Below are 22,035 nucleotides of genomic sequence, written 5' to 3'. Positions count from 1 at the left end.
TCGCTGTGTCCGCGGGGAAGGGGTCATCCCTTGACGGCTCCGCTCAGCAGTCCGGAAGTCAGACGCTTCTGGATGATGGCGAAGAAGACGAGGCTCGGAATCGTGGCGAGCAGGGACCCGGCTGCCAGCTGGCCGAGCTGCACCTGCCCCTCAGCGCCGACGAAGCGGGCGAGGGTGAGCGGCAGCGTCTGCAGCTCGGGCGATTGGATGAGGACGAGGGCGAAGAAGAACTCGTTCCACGACGAGATGAACGTGAACAGGCTCGTCGCGACGAGGCCGGGCATGAGCAGCGGCAGCACGATGGCGCGGAGGATCCTCGGCCGGGAGGCGCCGTCCATCGCCCCGGCCTCTTCCAGCTCGGGAGGAATGCCGCCGATGTAGCCCTGCAGCATCCAGAGGGCGAACGGGAGCGACCAGATCGAATAGATCACGATCAGTCCGAGCAGCGAGTTCAGCAGACCGATGTTCCGCAGCACGATGAACAGCGGAATGATTATCAGGATGAAGGGGAACACCTGGCTGAGCAGGATCCAGCCAGTCGCGATCCCCCGGAGCTTCGTCTTGAACCGGGCGAGCGCGTAGGCCGCCGGCAGCGCCATGAGGGTGACCACCGTGGTGGTGGCCACCGCGACGATGAGGCTGTTGCCGGCCGCGGTGAACAGGTCGGCCTTGGCGATGGCCTGGGCGAAGTTGTCGAAGTTGAGCTGCTGCGGCAGGAACGTCGGGTTCGGGGAGTTCAGCTCACGCGGCGTCTTGAACGCGACCAGGATCAGCCAGAGCAGCGGGAAGCCGAGAAAGACCATGTAGGCCAGCAGGGCGAGGTACTGCAGCGGGCGGACCGCCAGCCGGCTCTTCCCTCGCCTGGTGAGGGTGCTCGTCTGCGTGCTCATTTACGGGTCCTCGCCTGCGCCCGGAGATAGAAGAACAGGAAGAAGGCGATCACGATCACCATCACGTTGCCCATCGCCGACGCGAGCCCGAAGTTGCCGTAGCGGAATGCCTCGTTGTAGGCGAAGAGCATGGGCAGCATCGTCTGCCCGCCTGGTCCTCCGGCGGTCAGCACGAACACCAGTGCGAACGAGTTGAAGTTCCAGATCACATCGAGCGTGGTGATCGCGAAGATGATGGGGCGCAGCGACGGCAGAGTCACGTGCCAGAACCGCCGCCAAGTGCCGGCCCCGTCGATCGCCGCCGCCTCGTGGAGCTCGGCGGGCACGTTCTGCAGCCCCGCCAGGAGGACCACCGTGGTCTGCGGCATCCCCGACCAGATCCCCACGACGATGACGGCGGGCAGCGCGGTCTCGAAGCTGCCGAGCCAGTTGATGTCGCTCGGGAGTCCCAGGATCGCGAGGGTCTCGTTCACGGGACCGAAGGTGGGGTTCAGCACCAGGCGCCACATGATCGCGACGATCACCGGCGGCATCGCCCAGGGCACGAGCGCCAGAGTGCGCGCGAGCCACCGGAGCTTGAGGTCGAGGTTCAGCAGCAGCGCCAGCCCGAGCGACGCCAGGAACTGCAGGATCGTCACCGAGAACGCCCAGATCAGGCCGATCCGGAACGAGTTCCAGAACAGGTCGTAGCCGAGCAGCTCGATGTAGTTGTCGATGCCGTTGAAGCTGGTCTCGACGCCCAGGCCCGCGCGGGAGTCGGTGAAGCCGAGCAGGATGCCCTGCAGCAGCGGATAGACGCTGAACAGCACGACCGGCAGCAGGGTCGGGAGCACCAGGATCCAGGCGTCCCTGCCGCTGCCGGACGGTCCGCCGCCGCGGAACCGCCGGCGCTTCCGCCGCGGCCCGCCGGTGTCGTCGGCGGCGAGCGACGGCTCGAGCGTGCGACGCTGCACCTCGGTCATGATCCCGCTCCCGCCGTCGAGGATTCCCGCACTGTGAGCGACGGCCGCACGATCGGATGCCGGGCAGGCCGATCAGGATCGGCAAGCCGGTCGAGCAGCAGCCTGGCGGCCGTCTGCGCGCGGCGGACCGCGCCGAGGTCCACGCTGGAGAGCGTCGGGGTGGTGAGCTGGGCGATGTCGGTGTCATCCATTCCGACGATGGCGAGCTCTTCCGGGATGCTGAGGCCCCGCCTGGCGGCGGCCTTCAGCGCGCCGACTGCCAGCAGGTCGTTGGAGCAGACGATCGCATCCGGGTTGCACTGCTGCAGCAGCGTCTCGGCGGCGACGAGACCGGCGGCGAAGGTGAAGTCAGATGCCTCGACCTGCATGTCGCCGGAGGTGGCCAGCCCAAGCCGCTCCATCGCGGTGAGATAACCGGCGAGGCGGGCGGTGCCCGGCACCGTGTCGATCGGGCCGTTCAGGAAGGCGATCCGCCGGCGGCCTTGATCGGCAAGGTGATCGACGGCGAGGCCGACGCCCTCACGGGAGTCGGCGCGCACACTGTCGACGTCGATCCCGTCGGGCAGGGACCCGATGATGACGAGCGGGAGCCGGCTGCCCCGGATCCGGTCGAGCAGCGGCTCGGTGACCCGCAGCGGGCTGAGGATCATGCCGTCGACATAGCCGCGATTGAGGTTCTCGAGCAGGTCGATCTGGTCGGCAGGGTCGTTGCCGGTGGAGGAGATCACGAGCCGGTAGCCGGACTGCGTCAGCACGTCGGCGACGGCGTGCATCATCGACACGTAGACCGGGTTGCCGACGTCGGCGACGGCCAGGCTGATCTGCTCCGTCCGGCCGACCTTCAGGGAGCGCGCCGTGGCATCGGGGACGTACCCGAGTTCGGCGGCGGCACGCTGCACGCGCTCGGTCACCGACTCCGAAGCAGGCAGGCCGTTGAGCACCCGGGAGACCGACGCGATGGACACCCCGGCGTGCTCGGCGACCAGGTGGAGGGTCGACCTGCGTGATGCCATCGGGGTCCGTTCGCCATTGAAGGAGCCGGACGTGTAAACGTTTACAGCGCCCGAACACGAAGCTAGCACCCGGGCTCGGCTGGATCAATACCCGTTGCCGAAGCGATACCGAACTCGGTCGTTGGCTGTTGAAGGGACCGGGACAGGAGACACCCGCACGGTCCCTGAGCCTGCCGGAGGGACCGGTACTGGTTCAGCCGCCGGGCGTCGCCTCAGTCGACTTCGCGCGGGTCTCCGCCGATCCGCTCGCCGCGATCGAGCGCGTCGATCGCGGCGAGCTCCTCGTTCGTGAGTTCGAAGTCGAAGAGGTCGAAGTTCTGCCGCAGCCGCTCGGAATGGGTCGACTTCGGGAACACGATCACGTCGCGCTGCAGATGCCAGCGCAGCACCACCTGCGCCGGCGTCTTGCCGTGCGCCTGCGCCGCTTCTGAGACCCCCGGCATGCCGGCGAGGTCGTACTTGCCCGAGCCGAGTGGGCTCCACCCCTCGATCTCGATCCCCTTCGAGCGGCTGTACTCCACGACATCGCGCTGCTGGAAGATCGGGTGAAGCTCGATCTGGTTCACGGCGGGCACGGTGTCGGCCTCGGTGAGCAGCCGCTCCAGGTGCTCCGGAAGGAAGTTGGAGACGCCGATCGACCGGATCAGCCCTTCCGCGGCGAGCTCCTCGAACGTCTGCCAGGTCTCCACATAGCGATCTCCGGACGGCACCGGCCAGTGGATGAGGTACAGGTCAACGGCGTCGAGACCGAGCCGGTCGAGGCTCGCCCGGAAGGAATCCCGCACCACGTCAGTGCCGTGCTCGTGGTTCGGCAGCTTCGTGGTGACGAAGATCTCACCGCGCGGAACCCCGGACGCGGCGATGGCCTTGCCGACGCCCTCCTCGTTCCCGTACGCCGCGGCCGTGTCGATGTGCCGGTAGCCGATCTCCAGCGCCTCCTCCACCACGCGCTGCGTGTCGGACGGGTCGATCGCCCAGACACCGAGGCCGAGCTGCGGAATGGCGGAACCGGAATTGAGCGTTCGCGTGGGCACAGTCATGCACCTCATCGTTCCATGCGGAGTCCGAGAGTCGTCTGGCTGCGCGCCCGTGGAGACCGCAACAGCGGCTCCCTCTCAGCTGAGGTGCCGCTCGCTCTCGCCGGTGTACTCGCTGAGCGGCCGGATGAGCGCATTCGCCTGCAGCTGCTCGATCACATGGGCGGTCCACCCGACGATCCGGCTGGCCACGAAGAGCGGTGTGAAGGTGAGGGTGTCGAAGCCCATCAGCGCGTATGCCGGTCCGCTCGGGTAGTCCAGGTTCGGGAGGATCCCCTTCCGATCCGTCATCGCCTTCTCGAGCGCGTCGTACAACTCCGCGACATCGGGCCGGCGGTAGTGCTCCACCAGTGCGTCCAGGGCGGCCTTCATGGTCGGCACACGGGAGTCGCCGTGCTTGTAGACCCGGTGGCCGAACCCCATGATCTTGCGCTTCTGTGACAGTGCCTCGTCGAGCCAGCGCTCCGCGTCGGCGGCGGAGCCGATCTCCTCGAACATGTGCATCACGGCCTCGTTCGCGCCGCCGTGGAGCGGTCCCTTCAGCGCACCGGTCGCCGCGGTGACGGCGCTGTACAGGTCGCTCAGCGTGCTGGTGACGACACGGGCGGTGAAGGTCGACGCGTTGAAGGAGTGCTCGGCGTACAGGATCATCGAGACGTCGAACGCCTTCGTCACCACCGGCCCGGGCACCTCGCCGAACGTCATGTTGAGCAGGTTCTCGCTGAACCCGAGGTTCTCGCTCGGCGGGATGAGGGTCTGCCCGCGGCGGCGGCGCTGATCGTAGGCGAGGATCGAAGGGATCTGCGCGAGCAGGCGCAGGGAGCGGCCTCGGTTGGCGTTCTCATCCGTCCAGCCGCCTGGCTCGTTCAGCGTCTCGTCGGCGGCGCCGATCACACTGATCGCGGTGCGGAGCACATCCATCGGATGTGCGGTGTGCGGCAGCTCGTCGAGAACCCCGAGCACGGTGTCGTCGAGCGTCCGGTTCGCGCGCTCCTCGGCCTGGAATTCGGCGAGCTGGTCCGGCGTCGGAAGCTCGCCGTTCCACAGCAGATAGGCGACCTCCTCGAAGCTGCAACGGTCGGCGAGCTCCTGCACCGGGTAGCCGCGGTAGAGCAGCGAGTTCGACTCCGGGTTGACCTTCGAGATCGCGGTCGTGTCGACGACGACGCCGACCAGTCCCTTGCGGATGTCGTTCATCTCACTCCCCTGCCGGTTCTGCCCGGTGGAGACCGGGCACCTGGAAATCGAAGACCGTCGTGTCGAATGCGTTGTAGCCGGCGTAGTCCACCAGCTCGTAGAGCCGGGCCCGGGTCTGCATCCGTTCGACGGCACCCTGCTGCGTACCGCTCGCCCGCAGCTCATCGAGGCCGGCCTCCGCGGCGCCCATGGCGAGCCGCAGCAGCGTGACGGGATAGATGATGATCCGCACTCCGGCGTCGGCGAGCTGCTGCCGGGTGAAGAGGTCGCTCTTGCCGAACTCGGTCATGTTGGCGAGGACCGGCACGTCGAGGGCTGCGCACATCGCCTCGAACTCGCCCAGGTCGGCCATCGCCTCGGGGAAGATGGCGTCGGCGCCGGCATCGACGAGCTGCCTGGCCCGGTCGATCGCCGCGCCGAGGCCCTCGAGCGCGCGGATGTCGGTGCGTGCCATCACGAGCAGGTCAGGGTCTCGGCGCGCGTCGACCGCGGCCCGGATCCGCTTCACCGCCGTGTCCGCACCCACCACCTGCTTGCCGTCGAGGTGGCCGCATCGCTTTGGGTTCACCTGGTCCTCGATGTGCACCGCGGCGACGCCGGCGTCCTCGAGCGTCTGGACCGTCCGAGCGACGTTCATCGGCTCGCCGAAGCCGGTGTCGACGTCGACGAGCGCGGGCAGATTCGTCATGCGGGCGATCTGCTGCGACCGCTGCGCCACCTCGGTCAGCGTGGTGAGGCCGATGTCGGGCAGGCCCAGCTCGGCACTGAGCACCGCGCCGGAGATGTACACCCCGTCGAAGCCCTTGTCTTCGATCAGCCGTGCCGAGAGCGGGTTGAAGGCACCCGGGAACTGCAGCACGTCCCCCGCGGCGAGCCGCTCGCGGAGCAGCCGGCGCTTCTGCGCGGGGGTCGTCGCGGCGTAGAGCATCAGAAGATCCCCTCCGGCCCATCGGTCGGCAGGTCGGCCCGGAGGTTGAGTCCGCCGAGCTCGGCCGCCGTCAGCTCGCGGAGGCGCTGCGCCGTCTCGAGGAAGCGCTCCACCTCGGAATCCGCGATCGCTCCTTCCGCCAGCGTCCGGAACTTGTCCACGTACTGGTCCCTGGTGAACGGCCGCGCCCCCGACGGGTGGGCGTCCGCGACGGCGATCTCGTCCACCACTGTTCCGCCGTTTGTCAGCCGGATCTCGACCCGGCCGCCGAACGCCTTCTCCGCAGGGTCGGTCGAGTGGTACCGCCGGGTCCACTCGGCGTCCTCCTCCGTGCGCACCTTCTTCCACAGCTCGACGGTGTCGAGCCGGGCCGCGCGCTCTGGGGCGTAGCTGCGCTCGTGATGCCACACGCCGTCCTGCATGGCGACGGCGAAGATGTATGGGATCGAGTGGTCCAGCGTCTCCCGGCTTGCGGTCGGATCGTACTTCTGCGGGTCGTTCGCGCCGCTGCCGATCACGAAATGAGTGTGGTGGCTGGTGTGCAGCACGATGCTGTCGATGTTCGCCGGGTCGCGCAGCTCTGTGCGCTCCTGTCCGAGCCGGCGGGCGAGGTCGATCCACGCCTGCGCCTGGTACTCCGCGGAGTGCTCCTTCGTGTAGCTGTCGAGGATGGCGCGCTTCATCTCGCCGGGCTCCGGCAGCGGCACTTCGTAGAGGGCGTCGGGCCCGTCGAGGAGCCACGCGATCACGCCGTCCTCGCCCTCGTAGATCGGGGTGGGGCTCGTCTGCCCGCGCATCGCCCGGTCCACCGCCTCCACGGCGATCTTCCCGGCGAACGCCGGCGCGTAAGCCTTCCAGGTGGAGATCTCACCCTTCCGGGACTGCCGTGTCGCGGTCGTCGTGTGCAGCGCCTGACCGATCGCGTGGAAGATCGTCTCCGGACCGAGACCCAGCAGGGTGCCGATGCCGGCGGCCGCGGCTGGCCCCAGGTGAGCGACGTGGTCGATCTTGTGCCGGTGCAGGCTGATGGCGCGCACCAGGTCGATCTGGATCTCGTATCCGGTGACGATGCCGCGCAGCAGCTGCTCGCCGGTGCGGCCGGTGTGCTGGGCGACGGCAAGGATCGCCGGGATGTTGTCCCCGGGGTGGGAGTAGTCGGCTGCGAGGAACGTGTCGTGGAAGTCCAGTTCACGCACCGCGACCCCGTTGGCCCAGGCCGCCCACTCAGGGCTGTACCAGCCGCGCAGCCCGAACACCGTGGAACCGGGCGCATACGGGTGGCGGGCCGCCTGGCTGCGGGCGGCCGCGACGGGCGCGCGGCGGAGGGACGCTGCGGCGGCGGCGGCATTGTCGATGATCCGGTTGATCACCATGTCGGTGACCTCATCCGTCACCCCGACGGGGTCCGTCGCCACCTCGGCGATCTTCCAGGCGAGCTGTTCCTCGCGCGGCAGGTTCTCTTCACTGGGGTGGACGCGGACCTCGTGGAGCTGCACCCGATCAGCCTACGGTGGAGCGCCCTTCGCGGGGCATCGGCCTCGCCCGGTGCAGCCGCGCAGGCGGCGAATTCTGGACCACCGGTGCGGGTTGCGCCGCGTCGTACGATGGAAGGCTCATGCTGACCGACCTCCCCTCGATCACCTTCCCGCCGGAGCTGCCCGTCAGCCAGATGCGGGACGATCTGGCGCGCGTGATCGCGGACAACCAGGTCGTCATCGTCGCAGGCGAGACCGGGTCGGGCAAGACGACGCAGCTGCCCAAGATCTGCCTGCAGCTCGGCAGGGAGCGGATCGGACACACCCAGCCGCGGCGGATCGCGGCGCGCACCATCGCGGAGCGGATCAGCGAGGAGCTCGGCGGGGAGCTGGGCGACCTGGTCGGCTACCAGGTGCGGTTCACCGACCGGGTGAGCGAACGCACGCGGATCAAGCTGATGACCGACGGCATCCTGCTCGCGGAGATGCACCGGGACCGCGACCTCAAGAAGTACGACACGATCATCCTCGACGAGGCGCACGAGCGGAGCCTCACCATCGACTTCCTGCTCGGCTATCTGAAGCAGCTGCTCCCCCGCCGCCCGGACCTCAAGGTCATCATCACGAGCGCCACCATCGACCCGGAGAGCTTCTCGCGGCACTTCGGCGGGGCCCCGATCGTCGAGGTGAGCGGCCGCACGTATCCAGTCGAGGTCCGCTACCGGCCGCTCGTCGCCGACGCGGAGCCGTCCGACGAGGACGACCTGGACGCGTACGAGGAGATCCCGGCGCCACGCCGCAATGGCAAGCCGGCAGCGGTCCGCGAAGACCGCGACGTGATCGAGGGGATCAACGACGCCCTCGACGAGCTCGCCGTCGAGCCGCCCGGCGACGTGCTGGTGTTCCTGAGCGGGGAGAACGAGATCCGGGACGCGGAGGACGCGATCACGGGGCGGGATCTGCCGGGCACGGAGGTGCTTCCCCTCTACGGGCGGCTGTCCGCCGCCGACCAGCACCGGGTGTTCGAGCGCAGCACGATGCCGGGCATCCGCCGCCGCGTCGTGCTGGCGACCAACGTCGCCGAGACGAGCCTCACGGTGCCGGGCATCAAGTACGTCATCGACGCAGGCACCGCCCGGATCAGCCGGTACAGCGCCCGGTCGAAGGTGCAGCGCCTGCCGATCGAGCCGATCTCGCAGGCGTCGGCGAACCAGCGCGCCGGCCGGGCCGGGCGGACCAGTCCCGGCATCGCCATCCGGCTGTACTCCGAGGCCGACTACGCGCGGCGCCCGGAGTACACGGATCCCGAGATCCTGCGCACCAACCTCGCGGCCGTCATCCTGCAGATGGTGTCGCTCGGACTCGGCGACATCGAGCGGTTCCCCTTCCTGCAGCCCCCGGACTCCCGCGGCATCAAGGACGGCCTCGACCTGCTCCGAGAGCTCGGCGCCCTGAAAACAGCGAAGAGCTCGGACCCTTCGACAGGCTCAGGGACCGGCTTGCAGGTGACTCGCATCGGCCGGCAGCTCACCCAGCTGCCGATCGACCCGCGGTTCGCGCGGATGATCCTGGAGTCAAGGCAGCACGACGTCACCCGCGAGGTCATGGCGATCGTCGCCGGCCTGAGCATCCAGGACCCTCGGGAGCGGCCGCTCGAGAAGCGCGAGCAGGCGAACGCGGCACACGCGCGCTTCACCGATCCGACGAGCGACTTCCTCAGCCTGCTGAACCTCTGGAACCACTTGGAGCAGCAGGAGAAGGAGCTCAGCGGCAACCAGTTCCGGCGGATGTGCCGCGCGGAGTACCTCAACTACCTGCGCGTGCGGGAGTGGAAGGACGTCTACCGCCAGCTCACCCGCACCGCGAAGCAGCTCGGCCTTCGCGTCGGCGACCCGCGGGTCAGCCCGGACGGCATCCACCGCTCGATGCTGGCGGGCCTGCTCAGCCACCTGGGGCTGCGGGATCCCGCGAAGCGCGACTACGTCGGCGCTCGCAATCAGCGGTTCGTGCTGTTCCCCGGATCCGGCCTTGCGAAGAAGCAGCCGAGCGCCGTCATGGCGGCAGAACTGGTGGAGACGAGCCGCCTGTTCGCCCGCACCGCCGCGTCGATCGATCCGGCGTGGGCGGAGCCGATCGCGGGCGAGCTGGTGAAGCGCAGCTACAGCGAGCCGCATTGGGAGAAGAAACAGGGATCGGCGGTCGCGTACGAGCGGGTGACCCTCTACGGCGTTCCGATCGTCGGGCGGCGGCGCATCCAGTTCGACCGGATCGATCCCGTGTACGCACGTGAGCTGTTCCTGCGGAACGCGATGGTCGACGGGGACTGGCCGGGCACCGTCGTCCGGGATCGCGCGTTCGAGTTCCAGCGCGCCAACAAGCGGCTGCGCGACGAGCTCGCCGAGGTCGAGGAGCGTACGCGGCGCCGTGACATCCTGCTCGACGACGAGGCGGTCTTCGCGTTCTACGACAAGCGGGTGCCGGCCGATGTGACCTCGACGCGGAGCTTCGAGTCGTGGTGGCGGAAGGCGCGTCGCGAGACGCCGGACCTGCTCACCATGACCGAGCGCGACCTCCTCGACGAGGACGAGTCGGCCATCGACGAGAACGCCTTCCCCAGCGAATGGCGGCAGGGCGACCAGACGCTCCGGCTCAGCTACCGGTTCGAGCCGGGTGCCGAGGACGACGGCGTCACCGTCCAGGTGCCGCTCCCGCTGCTCGCCCGGCTCTCCCCCGCCGGGTTCGACTGGCTGGTCCCGGGGTTCCGTGAGGAGCTCGTGACGGCGCTCATCAAGAGCCTGCCGAAGCCGATCCGCCGGAACGTGGTGCCGGCGGCCGACTGGGCACGCCGGCTGCTCGACACCATGCCGGTGAACGTGGACGTGAACGAGGCCCTCCTGACCGACTTCCTCGCGGCGCAGATCCAGCGGCTCACCTACACACCGGTCGACTCGGGCGACTTCGACCTCGAGCGGGTGCCACCGCACCTGCGGATGACGTTCGCCGTGTCCGACGATCGGGGCCGCGTGCTGGCCAGGTCGAAGGACCTTCCCTCCCTGCAGCACAAGCTGCGCAGCCGGGTGCGGGAGTCGGTTGCCGACGTCACGGCGCGAACGCCGAACGCGCTCGAACGGGGCGGCCTGACCGCCTGGGACTTCGACGAGCTGCCGCGCCAAGTGGACACCCGCCACGGCGGCAACCTCATCCGCGGCTATCCGGCCCTCGTCGACGAGGGGGCATCGGTCGCGATCCGTCTCATGGCGACCCCGGAGGACCAACGCCGGGAGCACCCGAAGGGCGTGCGCCGACTGCTGGTGCTCGGCGTGCCGTCGCCGCTGTCATACGTGCAGGAGCACCTCAGCGCCACCGAGAAGCTCACCCTCGCCACGAGTCCATACCCCTCGGTGAAAGCACTGCTCGACGACTGCCTGCTCGCGTGCGTGGACGCCGGCATCCGGACCGCGCAGCCCGACGGCCTCGTGTTCAGCCGCGACGGGTTCGAGTCGATCCGCCGGGCTGTGTCCGCCGGCCTGATGGATGCGCTGTACGAGACCGTGACGACGGTGACCGGCGTCCTCAGCGCCGCCAGGGACGCGGAGCGGGCGCTGAAGGGCGCGACCAGCATGGCGCTGCTGCCGGCCCTGTCCGATGCCCGGGAGCAGCTCTCGGCCCTGCTTCCCGCCGGTTTCGTCTCGGCCACGGGGCTCGACCGGATGCGTCACCTGGTGCGGTACGTGAAGGGCATCACCGCACGAGTGTCGAAACTGCCCACCGATGTCGCGAGGGACCGGGTGTGGATGAACGACGTGGCCGCCGCGACGGACCGGTACACGGCGGCGGGCGGCACCCTGCCGCTTCCCGCCGGCGCCCCGGAGCACCTGGTGCGCGCCAGGTGGCTGCTCGAGGAGTACCGCATCAGCCTCTTCGCCCAGCACCTGGGCACCGCCGAGACGGTGTCGCTGCAGCGCATCGCGAAGGCGCTCGCCGGCTCAGGCTGAGATGAAGCCCTGGCGGAGCGGGCCGCCCCCGTTTCACCCTCCAATGACCCTCGAAGTCGACGTAGGCTCCCACAGCGAGGCCCGTCTCATCGATCAAAGGAGTTCGATATGAAGAAGACGACCCTGGCGGCATGGGCGATCGCCGGTTCAGCCGTGCTCGGAGTCAGCACAGCGGCGCCGGCCATGGCGACGTACTCGCCGCCGTACGTCCATGACTACACGGATCCGGCCACGTCGCAGACGAACAAGCCGGGCTACTGGGGCGACAACTGCTACAAGTTCGAGCCCAAGTACGAATCCCACAAGTACTACTTCTCCCACAAGAGGTACTTCAAGACGGTTGTCGTCAAGGCTGGCCGGCAGATCACGGTGTTCGAGCACTTCTACGGCAAGAAGGTGTATTCCGAGAATGGCAAGGACATCAGCCACATCATCATCTGCAAGCCGACGTACAAATAGTCGAACGCGGTCCACCGTCGCGATCGCCCTGTGAGAGTGCCCGTTCCGGCCTATCGCTTCCCACAAACCGGGCGCGATAGGACGGATCGGGGCATCAGCCGGAGCGTACGCTGACTGCATGCGCGCAACGCTTGCGGCAGCGGCGACCGGGGTACTCGCCGCCGGGGCAGCCGTCAGTGTGGCGCTCGCGAGCGCGATCCCGCTGGGCGAACCCGCGAATCCGATCACGTCGGTCGGTTCGCTCGTCATCGACCTGGCGCCACCCGCAATCAAGGACACCGTCATCGCGCTGTTCGGCACGGGCGACAAGCCGTTCCTGATCGCGGTGCTGCTCGTGCTGCTGACGGGCGCCGCGGCGGTCGCGGGCGTGCTTGAGCTGATGCGGCGCGGCACGGGCATGCTGCTGCTCGCCGGCGTCGCCGCCGTGGCCGCCGGCGCGGTGGCCACCCGCTCGGGCTCCTCGCCGACCGACCTGCTGCCGACGATCCTCGGCGCGATCGCGGGCGCGTTCGTGCTGCGCACCGGCGCGCGCCGGCTCCGGGACTGGCGAAGCGCCGCCCCGGGAACGTCCGCCGCAGCCGTCGACCGACGGAAGTTCCTGCAGCTCCTCGGAGTCGCCGCGGCCGGCGCTGCGATCCTCTCCGTCGGCTCCGCCGCCGTCCGGCAGCTGTCGAACGGGATCGAAGCGATCCGCACCACGCTCGGACTCCCGCGGCCGGCTGACCCCTCGCCGCCCATCCCCGACGGCGCCGACCTGGACGTGCCCGGCATCACGCCGTACGTGACCCCCAACGAGAGCTTCTACCGCATCGACACGGCGCTCCTCGTGCCGAACGTCGACCCCGCCGACTGGACGCTGCGGATCAACGGGATGGTGGAGCGGGAGATCGAGCTCACCTTCGACGAGCTGCTGGCGAAGCCGCTCGTAGAACGTGCACTCACCCTCACCTGCGTTTCCAACGTGGTCGGTGGGGACCTGGTGGGCAACGCCGTGTGGCTCGGCTATCCGGTCCGCGAGCTGCTTGCGGAGGCGGTTCCGCTCGCCGGCGCCGACATGGTGCTGTCGCGGAGCGTCGACGGCTTCACGGCGGGCACCCCGCTCGAGGCGCTGCAGGACCCGGACCGGCTCAGCCTGATCGCGATCGGCATGAACGGCGAGCCGCTGCCGCTGGAGCACGGCTTTCCCGTCCGGATGGTCGTGTCCGGGCTCTACGGGTACGTCTCGGCGACGAAGTGGCTGACCGAGCTCACCGTCACCCGCTTCGCCGACGCGGAAGGGTATTGGACGCCCCGCGGCTGGTCTGCGCGCGGCCCGATCAAGCTCGCGTCCCGCATCGACACCCCTCGGCCGGGCGGCACGGTGCCCTCCCCCGTGGTGATCGCCGGGGTCGCCTGGGCGCAGAACACGGGGATCGAGAAGGTCGAGGTGCGGGTGGACGACGGCCCGTGGCAGACGGCGACGCTGGCCGGCACGGTCAGTGCCGACACCTGGCGGCAGTGGAGCCTCGAGTGGGACGCGCAGCCCGGCGAGCACACGCTCACCGTGCGGGCGACCGATGCGGACGGCACGGTGCAGACGTCACTCGAGGCACCACCGGCTCCCGATGGCGCCTCCGGCCACCACTCCGTCACGGTCCAGGTGCGCGGCGGCTGACGCACGAGTTCCCGTTCCGGACAAGTGCGTCCCGCGGAGACGGCGCACTTGTCCGGAACGGACGCACGTGGCGGCCGGGTCAGTGGGTGCCGGCGCCGACCGCGGTGGAGCCCGACTTCTGCGAGGCGTTGACCTCGTAGGAGGTGTTCGTGGACTCGAAGAAGTTCACGAGCTGCAGGGTGTCGTTCGCCGCCGCCATCCACTTCGCCGGGTTCGGCACGTTGTACTCGGCCTCGAAGCCGAGCTCCTCGAGCCGCCGGTCCGCCAGGTACTTCACGTACTGGTTGATGTAGTTGGCGTTGAGGCCGAGGATGCCGTTCGGCAGGAGGTCGCGGTTGTACTGCTCCTCCATCTCGACGGCGTCGAGGATCATCTGCTTGATCTCCGCGGCGAACTCCGGGGTCTGCAGGTCCGGGTTCTCCTCGAGCACGGTGAGGATCAGGTTGATCCCGAACTTCAGGTGCAGCGACTCGTCGCGCACGATCCAGTCCACCAGCGAGCCGAAGTTCCGCAGCAGGTTCCGCTGCCGGAAGCTGAGCGCCACCATGAACCCGGAGTAGAACCAGATGCCCTCGAGGATCACGTTGTAGGCGATCAGGTTCCGGATGAAGTCCTGCTTGCCCTGGGTGGTCGTGATGTCGAGGGTGTCCTCCGTCATCCGCTTGATGAACTTGACCTCGAACTCCTCCTTGCGCGCCATCGACGGCACCTCGACGTGCGAGTTGTACGCCTGGTCGCGGTCGATGGGGAAGGTCTCCAGCACGTACTCGAAGCTCATGCAGTGGTTCGCCTCCTCCCACATCTGCTTCGCGAGGTAGAGGTGCGCCTCGGGAGCGTTGATGTAGGGGTAGACGCCGAACGCGAGCGCCTTGTTGACGAGGAGCTCGTTCGGGTTGAAGTAGCTCATGAGGAACGTGATCGCGTGGCGCTCCTCGTCCGTCATCTTCTTGAAGTCGGCGATGTCTTCGCCCAGCTGGATCTCGTTGGGGAACCACGTGTTCGCGACGGCCTGCTCGTAGAGGTCCATGGCCCACTTGTAGGTGACCGGCTTGAGGAGGAGGCCCTCCTTGATCCCGGTACCGAGAATTCCTGGCATGTCTAGCTGCTCTCTCTTACTGGCAGGAGTCGCACTGAAGTGCGTCCATGGGGTCTTCCGGCACGTAGTACTCGAACGTGGTGGTCGAAGCTCCGGTGTTCATGATCAGTTGTCCCCCTTCGCGGCCAGGCCGCTGAATCCGAATCCGCGCCGAGCGGGTGCCGGCGACGGCTCTGCAAGCTCCTTCTCCCCCGGAGCCGGCTGAGTTGCGGTGGGCGCCGCGACGACGGCCGGAGCCGTCGCCGGAGCACCCGATGCGGCACCGAAGCCGCGCTTCGCGCCGGAGCCGATGTCCTCCGACTTGTTCACCCGCACGGTGGACTGCTCCGCCGTGTGGCGCGGCTTCATGTGCAGGTAGTAGGTCGTCTTCACGCCCCGCTCCCATGCCGCGTAGTAGATGTCCATCATGTCGCCGAGGTCACGCGTCTCGAGGTACATGTTTCGGCTGATCGCCTGGTCGATCCACTTCTGCGCGCGCGCCGCGACCTCGAGGAAGGCGTACGGCGAGAGCTGGAAGCTCGTCTTGTAGACGGCCTTGATCGAGTCCGGAATGGCGGCGATGTTCTGGATGTCGCCCTGGCTGCGCAGGATCGCCTCCCGGGTCGAGTCCCAGATCCCGAGCCGCTGCAGGTCGGTCACCAGGTTGCGGTTCACCTCGAGGAACTTGCCGTTCGAGGTGGCGCGGCTGAAGATCTGCGAGAACTGCGGGTCGAGGCCGGGTGTGGTGCCGGCGACCAGGCCGATGGACGCGGTCGGCGCGATCGCCATCAGCGTCGCGTTCCGCATGCCGCCCTTGACCTTCGCGCGGAGCGCATCCCAGTCGAGCCGGGTCTTCCGGTTGACCTTGATCTCGATGCCGCGGTCGGCCTCGGTCAGGTCGATCGAGTCGAGCGGCACGAGGCCCTGCGACCAGCGGGAGCCCTCGAAGTTCTTGTACGCGCCGCGTTCCTGGGCGAGGTTCGCCGACTCGTCGATCGCCGCGTAGGAGACGTGCTCCATGATCTCGTCGATCAGGTCGTACGCCTCTTCGCTCTCGTAGCTGAAGCCGAGCTTCTCCACCACGTCGGTGAAGCCCATCACGCCGAGCCCGACGGCACGGTTCTGCTGGTTTGAGAAGTCCGCCTCAGGAACGCTCGACAGGGTGATGTCGATCAGGTTGTCGAGCTGACGGACGGCGAGGCGCGCGCTCTCCTCGACCTTGGCGAAGTCGATGCGGATCGGCGCTTGTCCTGAGCCCGTCGAAGGGTCCAGCAGGTGCTGCGACAGGTTGATCGACGCGAGGTTGCAGACCGACACGTTGTCGACGTCCTGCGGCAGCGTGATCTCGGTGCAGAGGTTCGACAGGTGGATGGTTCCGGTGTTGTTGTTCAGCGCCCGGTTGTTGATGGTGTCCTTCCAGGTCAGCCACGGGTGGCTGGTCGACTGGAGGGAGATCAGGATCTGCTTGAACTGCTCGCGCGCCTTGATCTTCTTGTGCAGGCGCAGCTCGCCGCGCTCGGCCTTCGCGACGTATTCCGCGTAGCGGGTCGAGAACTCCTTGCCGTAGAGCTCGTTGAGGTCGGCCACCTCGAGCGGGTCGAAGAGGTACCAGTCGTCATCCGCCTGGACGCGCTTCATGAACTCGTCGCTGATCCAGACCGCGGTGTTCGCGGTGCGGGTGCGGCGGTACGGGTCGCCGGAGTTCTGGCGGAGGTCGAGGAACTCGGGGAAGTCGAGGTGCCAGTTCTCCATGTAGAAGCAGAGGGCGCCGAACTTCTTGCCGCCGCGGCTGACCGCGCGCAGCACCGAGTCGATCGTGTGCATGAACGGGATCGGGCCGGTCGAGGTGGTGTTGTTGGACCGGATGGGCGACCCCTGCGCGCGGAGCTTGGTCACCGAGAGGCCGATGCCGCCCGTGCCCTTGGTGAGCCACATCACGTCGCGCACCGTCTTCGCGATGTGCTCCATGTCGTCCTGCATCTCCATGACGAAGCAGTTCGCGAGCTGCGGGTAGCTGGTGCCGGCGTTCACGAGGGTGGAGCCTGCGGCGAGGTACTCCAGCTTCGACATCTTCTCGTAGAAGGCGATGGCGTGCGCGGTCGGGTCCTGCTCGTTGAGCGACAGGCCCATCGCGATGCGCATCCAGAAGTACTGCGGCACCTCGAGGGCGTCGCCGTTGCGGCCCTTGATGCCGTAGCGGTTGTTCAGCGTGACGACACCGATGTACTTGAGCAGCTCGTCGCGCGACGGCTCGAGCGCGGCGGCCAGCCTGCCGAAGTCGAACAGCTGCACCAGGCGGGTGTCGAGCAGCCCCTCCTCGACGCCGCGGCGCACGTTCTTCTCGAAGTGCTCGATGTGCAGCGCCTTCAGCTGCTCCGGCGAGGTGTAGTCGCCGAGCACGCGCTTGTAGATCGTCTTCAGCAGCAGCCGGGCGGCGACGATGTCGAACGCAGGGTCGTCCTTGACGTTCTGCAGCGCCACCTGGATGACGGCCTCGTCGAGCTGCTGGGTGGTGATCCCGTCGAACAGCGTGAGCTCAAGCTCCGACGCGATCTGGGTGACCCAGGTGATGTTCTCGTCGAGACCGGCGCTCGCGTGCTCGATCGCCAGGTTGATCTTGTTCGCGTCGTACGGCTCACGCTCGCCGTTGCGCTTGACTACCGTGATCGCCACGTGCAGCTCCCTCGTCCGGTGCGCCGAAAACGGCCGCACGCTCCCCATGTGTTCCGGCGGAGCATGTTCCCCCTGCCCGCCGCGTGATCACTATATATCGGGCCACCGACACTGCAAGGACGCAAGATGTAGTGGGCGTGTCGTCCACAGCTGTGTACAACAGCGGCGGACTTCTCCACAGCCTGTGCACACCGCGGAGGCCCGGAAACGCGGCGATCGGGGCAGCTAGGATCGACTTCTTGTGAGTAGTTACGGCAGCCTGTTGAGAACTCCGGGAGTAGCCCGGATCATCGCGGCACAGCTGCTGGCACGGTTCCCGAGCGGGATGCTCTCCCTCGCGATCCTCCTGCACGTCGAGCGCGTGCACGACTCGTACGGCGCGGCCGGCCTCGTGCTCGCAGCCACCAGCATCGGGCAGGGCATCGCCGGACCGCTCACCAGTCGGTGGATGGGGCGCTGGGGAATGCGGCCGGTGCTGCTGCTCACGATCACCGTCTGCGCGGCCGCCGTGACCACCATCGCCCTCGTCGAGATGCCGGTCGTCCTCTATATGCTGGTCGCCCTGATCGCGGGGCTCAGCTATCCTCCGGTGCAGCCGGCGGTGCGCACCATCTATCCCAAGATGGTGACCTCACGGCAGCTCACCCCGCTGTTCTCGCTCGACGCATCGGCGCAGGAGCTCATCTGGATCGGCGGTCCGGTCATCGCGACCTTCGTCTCGACGCAGATCTCCACGGTGCTGGGCATCCTGCTGGCGGTGATCTTCCTGCTGGCCGGCGGCGTCTGGTTCGTCGCGTCGCCGGAGGTCGGCCGGATCCGGATCCCCCGCACCAAGCGATCGTTCGGGACGGTGATGAAGCGGCCGCCGGTCCTGCTCGTGACCGCCGTCGGCTTCCTCATGATCGCGGCCGCGGCAGCGGTGGAGGCGGGCGTCGTCGCGACCTTCGGGCACGGTGGGCCCGAGGCCGGTTTCGTTCTGGCGATCTGGGCGCTGGGATCCCTCGCCTCGGGCCTGGCGCTCGGGCATCTCCCGGTCTCGCAATGGTCACTGCCGCGACGCACCGGCATGCTCTTCGTCGGCCTGGCGCTCGCCACGTTCTCGCAGGACTTCTGGTGGATGACCATCTCCCTGCTGGTATCCAGCATCGGCTTCGCACCGGCGCTCGCGGTTATGTTCGCAACCGTCTCGGCGAGCGTCCGGTTCAGCGACACGGCCGAGGCGTACGGCTGGGTCGGGACCGGCCAGCTGATCGGCGCGGCGGTCGGCTCTGCGCTGGCCGGATTCCTCATCGACTCCGCCGGACCCGTCGGGGCGTTCTGGACCGGCGGCGCTTTCGCAGCGGCCTGCGTCCTTGTGGCGACGCTGTTCCGTCGAGCCTCGCCGGACCTGCGGGGGCGGGAGGCTGGCCCCATCGCCGACACCGAACCGGTCGCCCTGCCGCCCACCTGATCAGACCCTGAGGACGACAGCTCGGCGCTGAGAGGATGGGCAGGTGACGCTCGCACCTTCCCTCTCGCTCAACGACGGCCGGTCGATCCCCCAGCTGGGGCTCGGCGTCTACAAGGTTGCGGACTCAGCCACGGATGCGCTGGTCGCCGGCGCGATCGATGCCGGCTACCGGCACATCGACACCGCGACCCTCTACCGCAACGAGCGCGGCGTCGGCGCCGGCGTGCGAGCGTCGGGTGTGCCGCGCGAGGAGCTCTTCGTCACCACCAAGGTGTGGAACACCGAGCAGGGACGCGACGCGACCCTGCACGCCTTCGACACGAGTCTTCGTCAGCTCGGATTCGACTACGTCGATCTCTACCTCATCCACTGGCCCGTTCCCGCTCAGGGGCTCTTCGTCGAAACGTGGCGCACGCTGGAGGAGCTGAAGGCGGATGGCCGGGCCCGCTCGATCGGCGTCAGCAACTTCGAACCGCATCACCTCGACACGCTGCAGCGCGAGACGGACACGGTGCCGGCAGTCAATCAGGTTGAGCTGCACCCGTGGCTTCAGCAGCGCGCAGTGCGGGAATACGACGAGGCGCACGGCATCGTGACGGAGTCGTGGAGCCCGCTCGCGCGTGGCCGGATCGCCGGCGAGCCGGTGCTCGACCGGATCGCCGCGAAGCACGGCACGACGCCGGGGCAGGTGACGATCCGGTGGCACCTGCAGCTCGGGGCCGTGGTGATCCCGAAGTCGAGCTCGCTCGACCGGGTGCGCGGCAACTTCGACGTATTCGGCTTCGAGCTGGATGCGGAGGACCTCGAAGCGATCGAGTCGCTCGAGTCCGGCTACCGCACCGGACCGCACCCCGACACGATGTGAGGGATCCGCCGGCCGGGTGCCGGCGAGCGGGTCACTCCTGCGGGGTGGCGCCCGGCGGCTCGATCGGCGTGGTGGTCTGCCGGTCCACCTCATCCTCGTCGCCGTTCCGGACGTCCTCCGGGTTCGGCAGCGACGCCAGGAAGCGGAAGAACAGCAGCGCCGCCACCACGGACGCGGCACCGCCCACGACGAGCGGCACCTCCAGCCCGAGCCGCCCGAGGATCCCGCCGAGCAGCGCGCCGAACGGCATGGCGCCCCAGAGCAGCGTGCGCCAGGTGCCGTGCACCCGACCGAGCAGCCGCGAAGGGATGATGCTCTGCCGCAGCGACATGACGAGCACGTTCCAGATCGTGATCGAGGCGGAGGAGACGGCGAAGCCGAGGGCCGCGGACCAGATCGCCGGCACGAGGCCGACGAACAGGAACGCGAGGCTCGCCGTCAGGTTCGTGATGGCCATCACGAGGCCCGCGCCGAGCCACGATTTCAGCCGGGCCGAGACCATCGAGCCGAGGATGCCGCCCACCGCGCCCGAGAGCATGAAGATCCCGAACCACGCCTCCGGCACGCCGAGACCCTCCAGCACGAAGAGCGCCCACACCGCGGTGGCGACGTTGGCCGCGATGCCCATGAAAGTGCTGAGCAGCCACAGCTTCACCAGCATCCGGTTGCCCACGAGGAATCGGAACCCATCGGCGAGCTGCCGGTGCCACCGCACGCTCGGCCCCCGGTCCGGATCGCGAGTCGCGTGGCGACCGGCCGCGGCCGCCGGCAGGAAGAACGCGAGCGCGCAGGCCAGGGCGAAGACCGCCGCGTTCACGCCGAGCGGGATGAGCGCGGAGACTGCGAAGAGGATCGACGTGAACGGCCCCGCGAGGAAGTTCTGCACGACGAGCTCGCCGGCCTCGATGCGGGCGTTCGCCGAGGGCAGGTTCGGGCGCGCGACCACGCTCGGCACGACGGCGCGGATGGCGCCGTCGTAAACGGTCTCGAACGCGCCGTAGACGAAGATCACCACGTACAGCCACCAGATGGTGAGTGACCCGCTCCACGTGAGCAGGAACAGCGTAGCGGCGAGCGCCGTGCGGACACCGTTCGCCAGCGCAAGCGCCCGCCTGCGGTCGATCCGGTCGATCAGGATGCCCGCGGGGATGGCGAAGAACAGCCACGGCAGCAGGGCGAGCGCCGCGATGCCCGAGATCAGCAGCGGGTCGTCGGTGAGCCGGACCGCGAGCAGCGGCGCAGCGATGCGGGCGATCCCGTCGCCGAGGCTCGACGCCAGGTTCGCGGTGAAGAGGTTGCGGAACGCGGGGCCGAGGGCTCGTCCGGTGGTGGTCTCGGTCACCACCGGGGGTGGATGGCCGCGCGGAAGTGGCGGTCGTAGATGTCGCGGACGGCGTCGGTGAAGTCGCTGCCGAGCGGGGCGACGGACGCGGCGGCGGCGTTCGACCGCGCCTGCTCGGGGTTCCGCGCGCCTGGGATCACCGTGGTCACGCCGTCGAGCTGCGCCACCCAGGCGAGCGCCGCCTGCGCCGGCTGTAGCCCCGTGCTCTCCGCGAGCTCGGCGAACTCGCGGGCGGCCCGCACGCCGGTCTCGTAGTCGACGCCGGAGAAGGTCTCCCCCACGTCGAACGCCTCACCGTGACGGTTGTAGTTGCGGTGGTCGTTCTCGTCGAAGGTGGTGTCCTTCGTGTACTTGCCGCTGAGCAGCCCGGAGGCCAGCGGCACTCGGGCCAGGATCCCGACACCGGCAGCCTTCGCCGCCGGCAGGACCTCGTCGAGCGGCTTCAGCCGGAACGCGTTCAGGATGATCTGCACCGTCGCGACGTTCGGCCGCGCGATGGCTGTGAGCGCCTCATCCGTCCGTTCGACGCTGACCCCGTATGCGGCGATCGCACCGTCGTCGACCAGCACGTCGAGCTCGTCGAACACCCGGTCCAGGGCGTAGACCGACGTCGGCGGACAGTGCAGCTGCACGAGGTCCAGACGGTCGACACCGAGGTTGCGGCGGGAGCGGTCGGTCCACTCGCGGAACTTCGCCAGTGTGTAGTTCTCCGGAGCCTGCGCCTCGCGCCGGCCCATCTTGGTGGCGACCAGCACATCGAGGTCCGGGGTGTCGCGCAGGAACCCGCCGATCACCTGCTCGCTGCGACCGTCGCCGTAGACGTCCGCGGTGTCGAAGATCGTGACGCCCTCGTCCACCGAGGCCTGAAGGACGGCACGGGCGTCGGACTCCGGCACGTCGCCCCAGTCGCCCCCGAGCTGCCAGGTGCCCAAGCCGATGATGGAGACGGGCACGCCGGTGCGCCCCAGGATTCGCGACTGCATGACCTCCACCCTACGGTCGTAACGACCGCGTAACTCC

16 protein-coding genes are annotated in these 22,035 nt (G+C 68.6%); 5 read left to right on the top strand and 11 right to left on the bottom strand.

The window, feature by feature from the left end; all coding sequences use genetic code 11:
• Positions 1–23 precede the first annotated feature (23 nt).
• From ACFFGH_RS24540 to ACFFGH_RS24510, 7 genes are all read right to left on the bottom strand, one after another.
• The gene (locus ACFFGH_RS24540; RefSeq protein WP_386673241.1) at positions 24–890 is read right to left on the bottom strand and encodes a carbohydrate ABC transporter permease; all 867 of its coding nucleotides are present in this window, start codon (positions 888–890) and stop codon (positions 24–26) included.
• A complete protein-coding gene (locus ACFFGH_RS24535) occupies positions 887–1,852 on the bottom strand; it encodes a carbohydrate ABC transporter permease (protein ID WP_386673240.1) in 966 nt (321 codons plus the stop codon). Before ACFFGH_RS24535 ends, ACFFGH_RS24540 begins: the two co-directional genes overlap by 4 nt.
• Positions 1,849–2,865 (bottom strand): LacI family DNA-binding transcriptional regulator, encoded by a 1,017-nt coding sequence (locus ACFFGH_RS24530; protein ID WP_386673238.1) that lies wholly within the window; start codon positions 2,863–2,865, stop codon positions 1,849–1,851. Before ACFFGH_RS24530 ends, ACFFGH_RS24535 begins: the two co-directional genes overlap by 4 nt.
• A gap of 212 nt (positions 2,866–3,077) precedes the next feature.
• Entirely contained in the window at positions 3,078–3,905 is an 828-nt protein-coding gene (locus ACFFGH_RS24525) for an aldo/keto reductase (RefSeq protein ID WP_386673236.1), read from the bottom strand.
• Between the two features lie 75 nt (positions 3,906–3,980).
• Positions 3,981–5,099 (bottom strand): bifunctional 2-methylcitrate synthase/citrate synthase, encoded by a 1,119-nt coding sequence (locus ACFFGH_RS24520; protein WP_386673234.1) that lies wholly within the window; start codon positions 5,097–5,099, stop codon positions 3,981–3,983.
• Position 5,100: 1 nt separating this feature from the next.
• Complete coding sequence (gene prpB / locus ACFFGH_RS24515; protein WP_386673232.1) at positions 5,101–6,027, bottom strand: methylisocitrate lyase; 927 nt, start codon at positions 6,025–6,027, stop codon at positions 5,101–5,103.
• The gene (locus ACFFGH_RS24510) at positions 6,027–7,523 is read right to left on the bottom strand and encodes an MmgE/PrpD family protein (RefSeq protein ID WP_386673231.1); all 1,497 of its coding nucleotides are present in this window, start codon (positions 7,521–7,523) and stop codon (positions 6,027–6,029) included. The genes prpB and ACFFGH_RS24510 overlap by 1 nt, the downstream gene beginning before the upstream one ends.
• A gap of 119 nt (positions 7,524–7,642) precedes the next feature.
• On the opposite strand from ACFFGH_RS24510, the gene hrpA reads away from it, so the two are divergent.
• The 3 genes from hrpA to ACFFGH_RS24495 all read left to right on the top strand — a co-directional run bounded on the left by hrpA (position 7,643) and on the right by ACFFGH_RS24495 (position 13,610).
• The gene (hrpA, locus tag ACFFGH_RS24505) at positions 7,643–11,497 is read left to right on the top strand and encodes an ATP-dependent RNA helicase HrpA (protein ID WP_386673229.1); all 3,855 of its coding nucleotides are present in this window, start codon (positions 7,643–7,645) and stop codon (positions 11,495–11,497) included.
• A 108-nt stretch (positions 11,498–11,605) separates the two neighbouring features.
• Positions 11,606–11,956: a hypothetical protein gene (locus ACFFGH_RS24500; RefSeq protein WP_386673228.1), complete on the top strand. Its 351-nt coding sequence runs from the start codon at positions 11,606–11,608 to the stop codon at positions 11,954–11,956.
• Between the two features lie 118 nt (positions 11,957–12,074).
• Positions 12,075–13,610, top strand: coding sequence for a molybdopterin-dependent oxidoreductase (locus ACFFGH_RS24495; RefSeq protein WP_386673226.1), 1,536 nt, complete (start codon positions 12,075–12,077; stop codon positions 13,608–13,610).
• Between the two features lie 79 nt (positions 13,611–13,689).
• Here the strand turns inward: ACFFGH_RS24495 and ACFFGH_RS24490 are convergent, their stop codons facing one another.
• Positions 13,690–14,706, bottom strand: a complete 1,017-nt coding sequence (locus ACFFGH_RS24490; protein ID WP_386673224.1) for a ribonucleotide-diphosphate reductase subunit beta — start codon at positions 14,704–14,706, stop codon at positions 13,690–13,692.
• A 105-nt stretch (positions 14,707–14,811) separates the two neighbouring features.
• Positions 14,812–17,358: a ribonucleoside-diphosphate reductase subunit alpha gene (locus tag ACFFGH_RS24485; RefSeq protein ID WP_386673222.1), complete on the bottom strand. Its 2,547-nt coding sequence runs from the start codon at positions 17,356–17,358 to the stop codon at positions 14,812–14,814.
• Between the two features lie 262 nt (positions 17,359–17,620).
• Between ACFFGH_RS24485 and ACFFGH_RS24480 the strand changes: the two genes are divergently transcribed.
• Together ACFFGH_RS24480 and ACFFGH_RS24475 are read left to right on the top strand one after the other, a co-directional pair.
• A complete protein-coding gene (locus ACFFGH_RS24480; RefSeq protein ID WP_386673221.1) occupies positions 17,621–18,808 on the top strand; it encodes an MFS transporter in 1,188 nt (395 codons plus the stop codon).
• 43 nt (positions 18,809–18,851) lie between these two features.
• Complete coding sequence (locus ACFFGH_RS24475) at positions 18,852–19,673, top strand: aldo/keto reductase (RefSeq protein WP_386673219.1); 822 nt, start codon at positions 18,852–18,854, stop codon at positions 19,671–19,673.
• Between the two features lie 31 nt (positions 19,674–19,704).
• On the opposite strand, the gene ACFFGH_RS24470 is transcribed toward ACFFGH_RS24475, so the two are convergent.
• Together ACFFGH_RS24470 and ACFFGH_RS24465 are read right to left on the bottom strand one after the other, a co-directional pair.
• Positions 19,705–21,015, bottom strand: coding sequence for an MFS transporter (locus ACFFGH_RS24470; RefSeq protein WP_386673217.1), 1,311 nt, complete (start codon positions 21,013–21,015; stop codon positions 19,705–19,707).
• Positions 21,012–21,998 (bottom strand): aldo/keto reductase, encoded by a 987-nt coding sequence (locus tag ACFFGH_RS24465; RefSeq protein ID WP_386673215.1) that lies wholly within the window; start codon positions 21,996–21,998, stop codon positions 21,012–21,014. Before ACFFGH_RS24465 ends, ACFFGH_RS24470 begins: the two co-directional genes overlap by 4 nt.
• Positions 21,999–22,035: the final 37 nt, after the last annotated feature.

This window comes from Lysobacter korlensis, from assembly GCF_042434515.1.
Note: the sequence above shows the minus strand (reverse complement) of the source record. Positions and strands in the feature narration are given on the sequence as shown.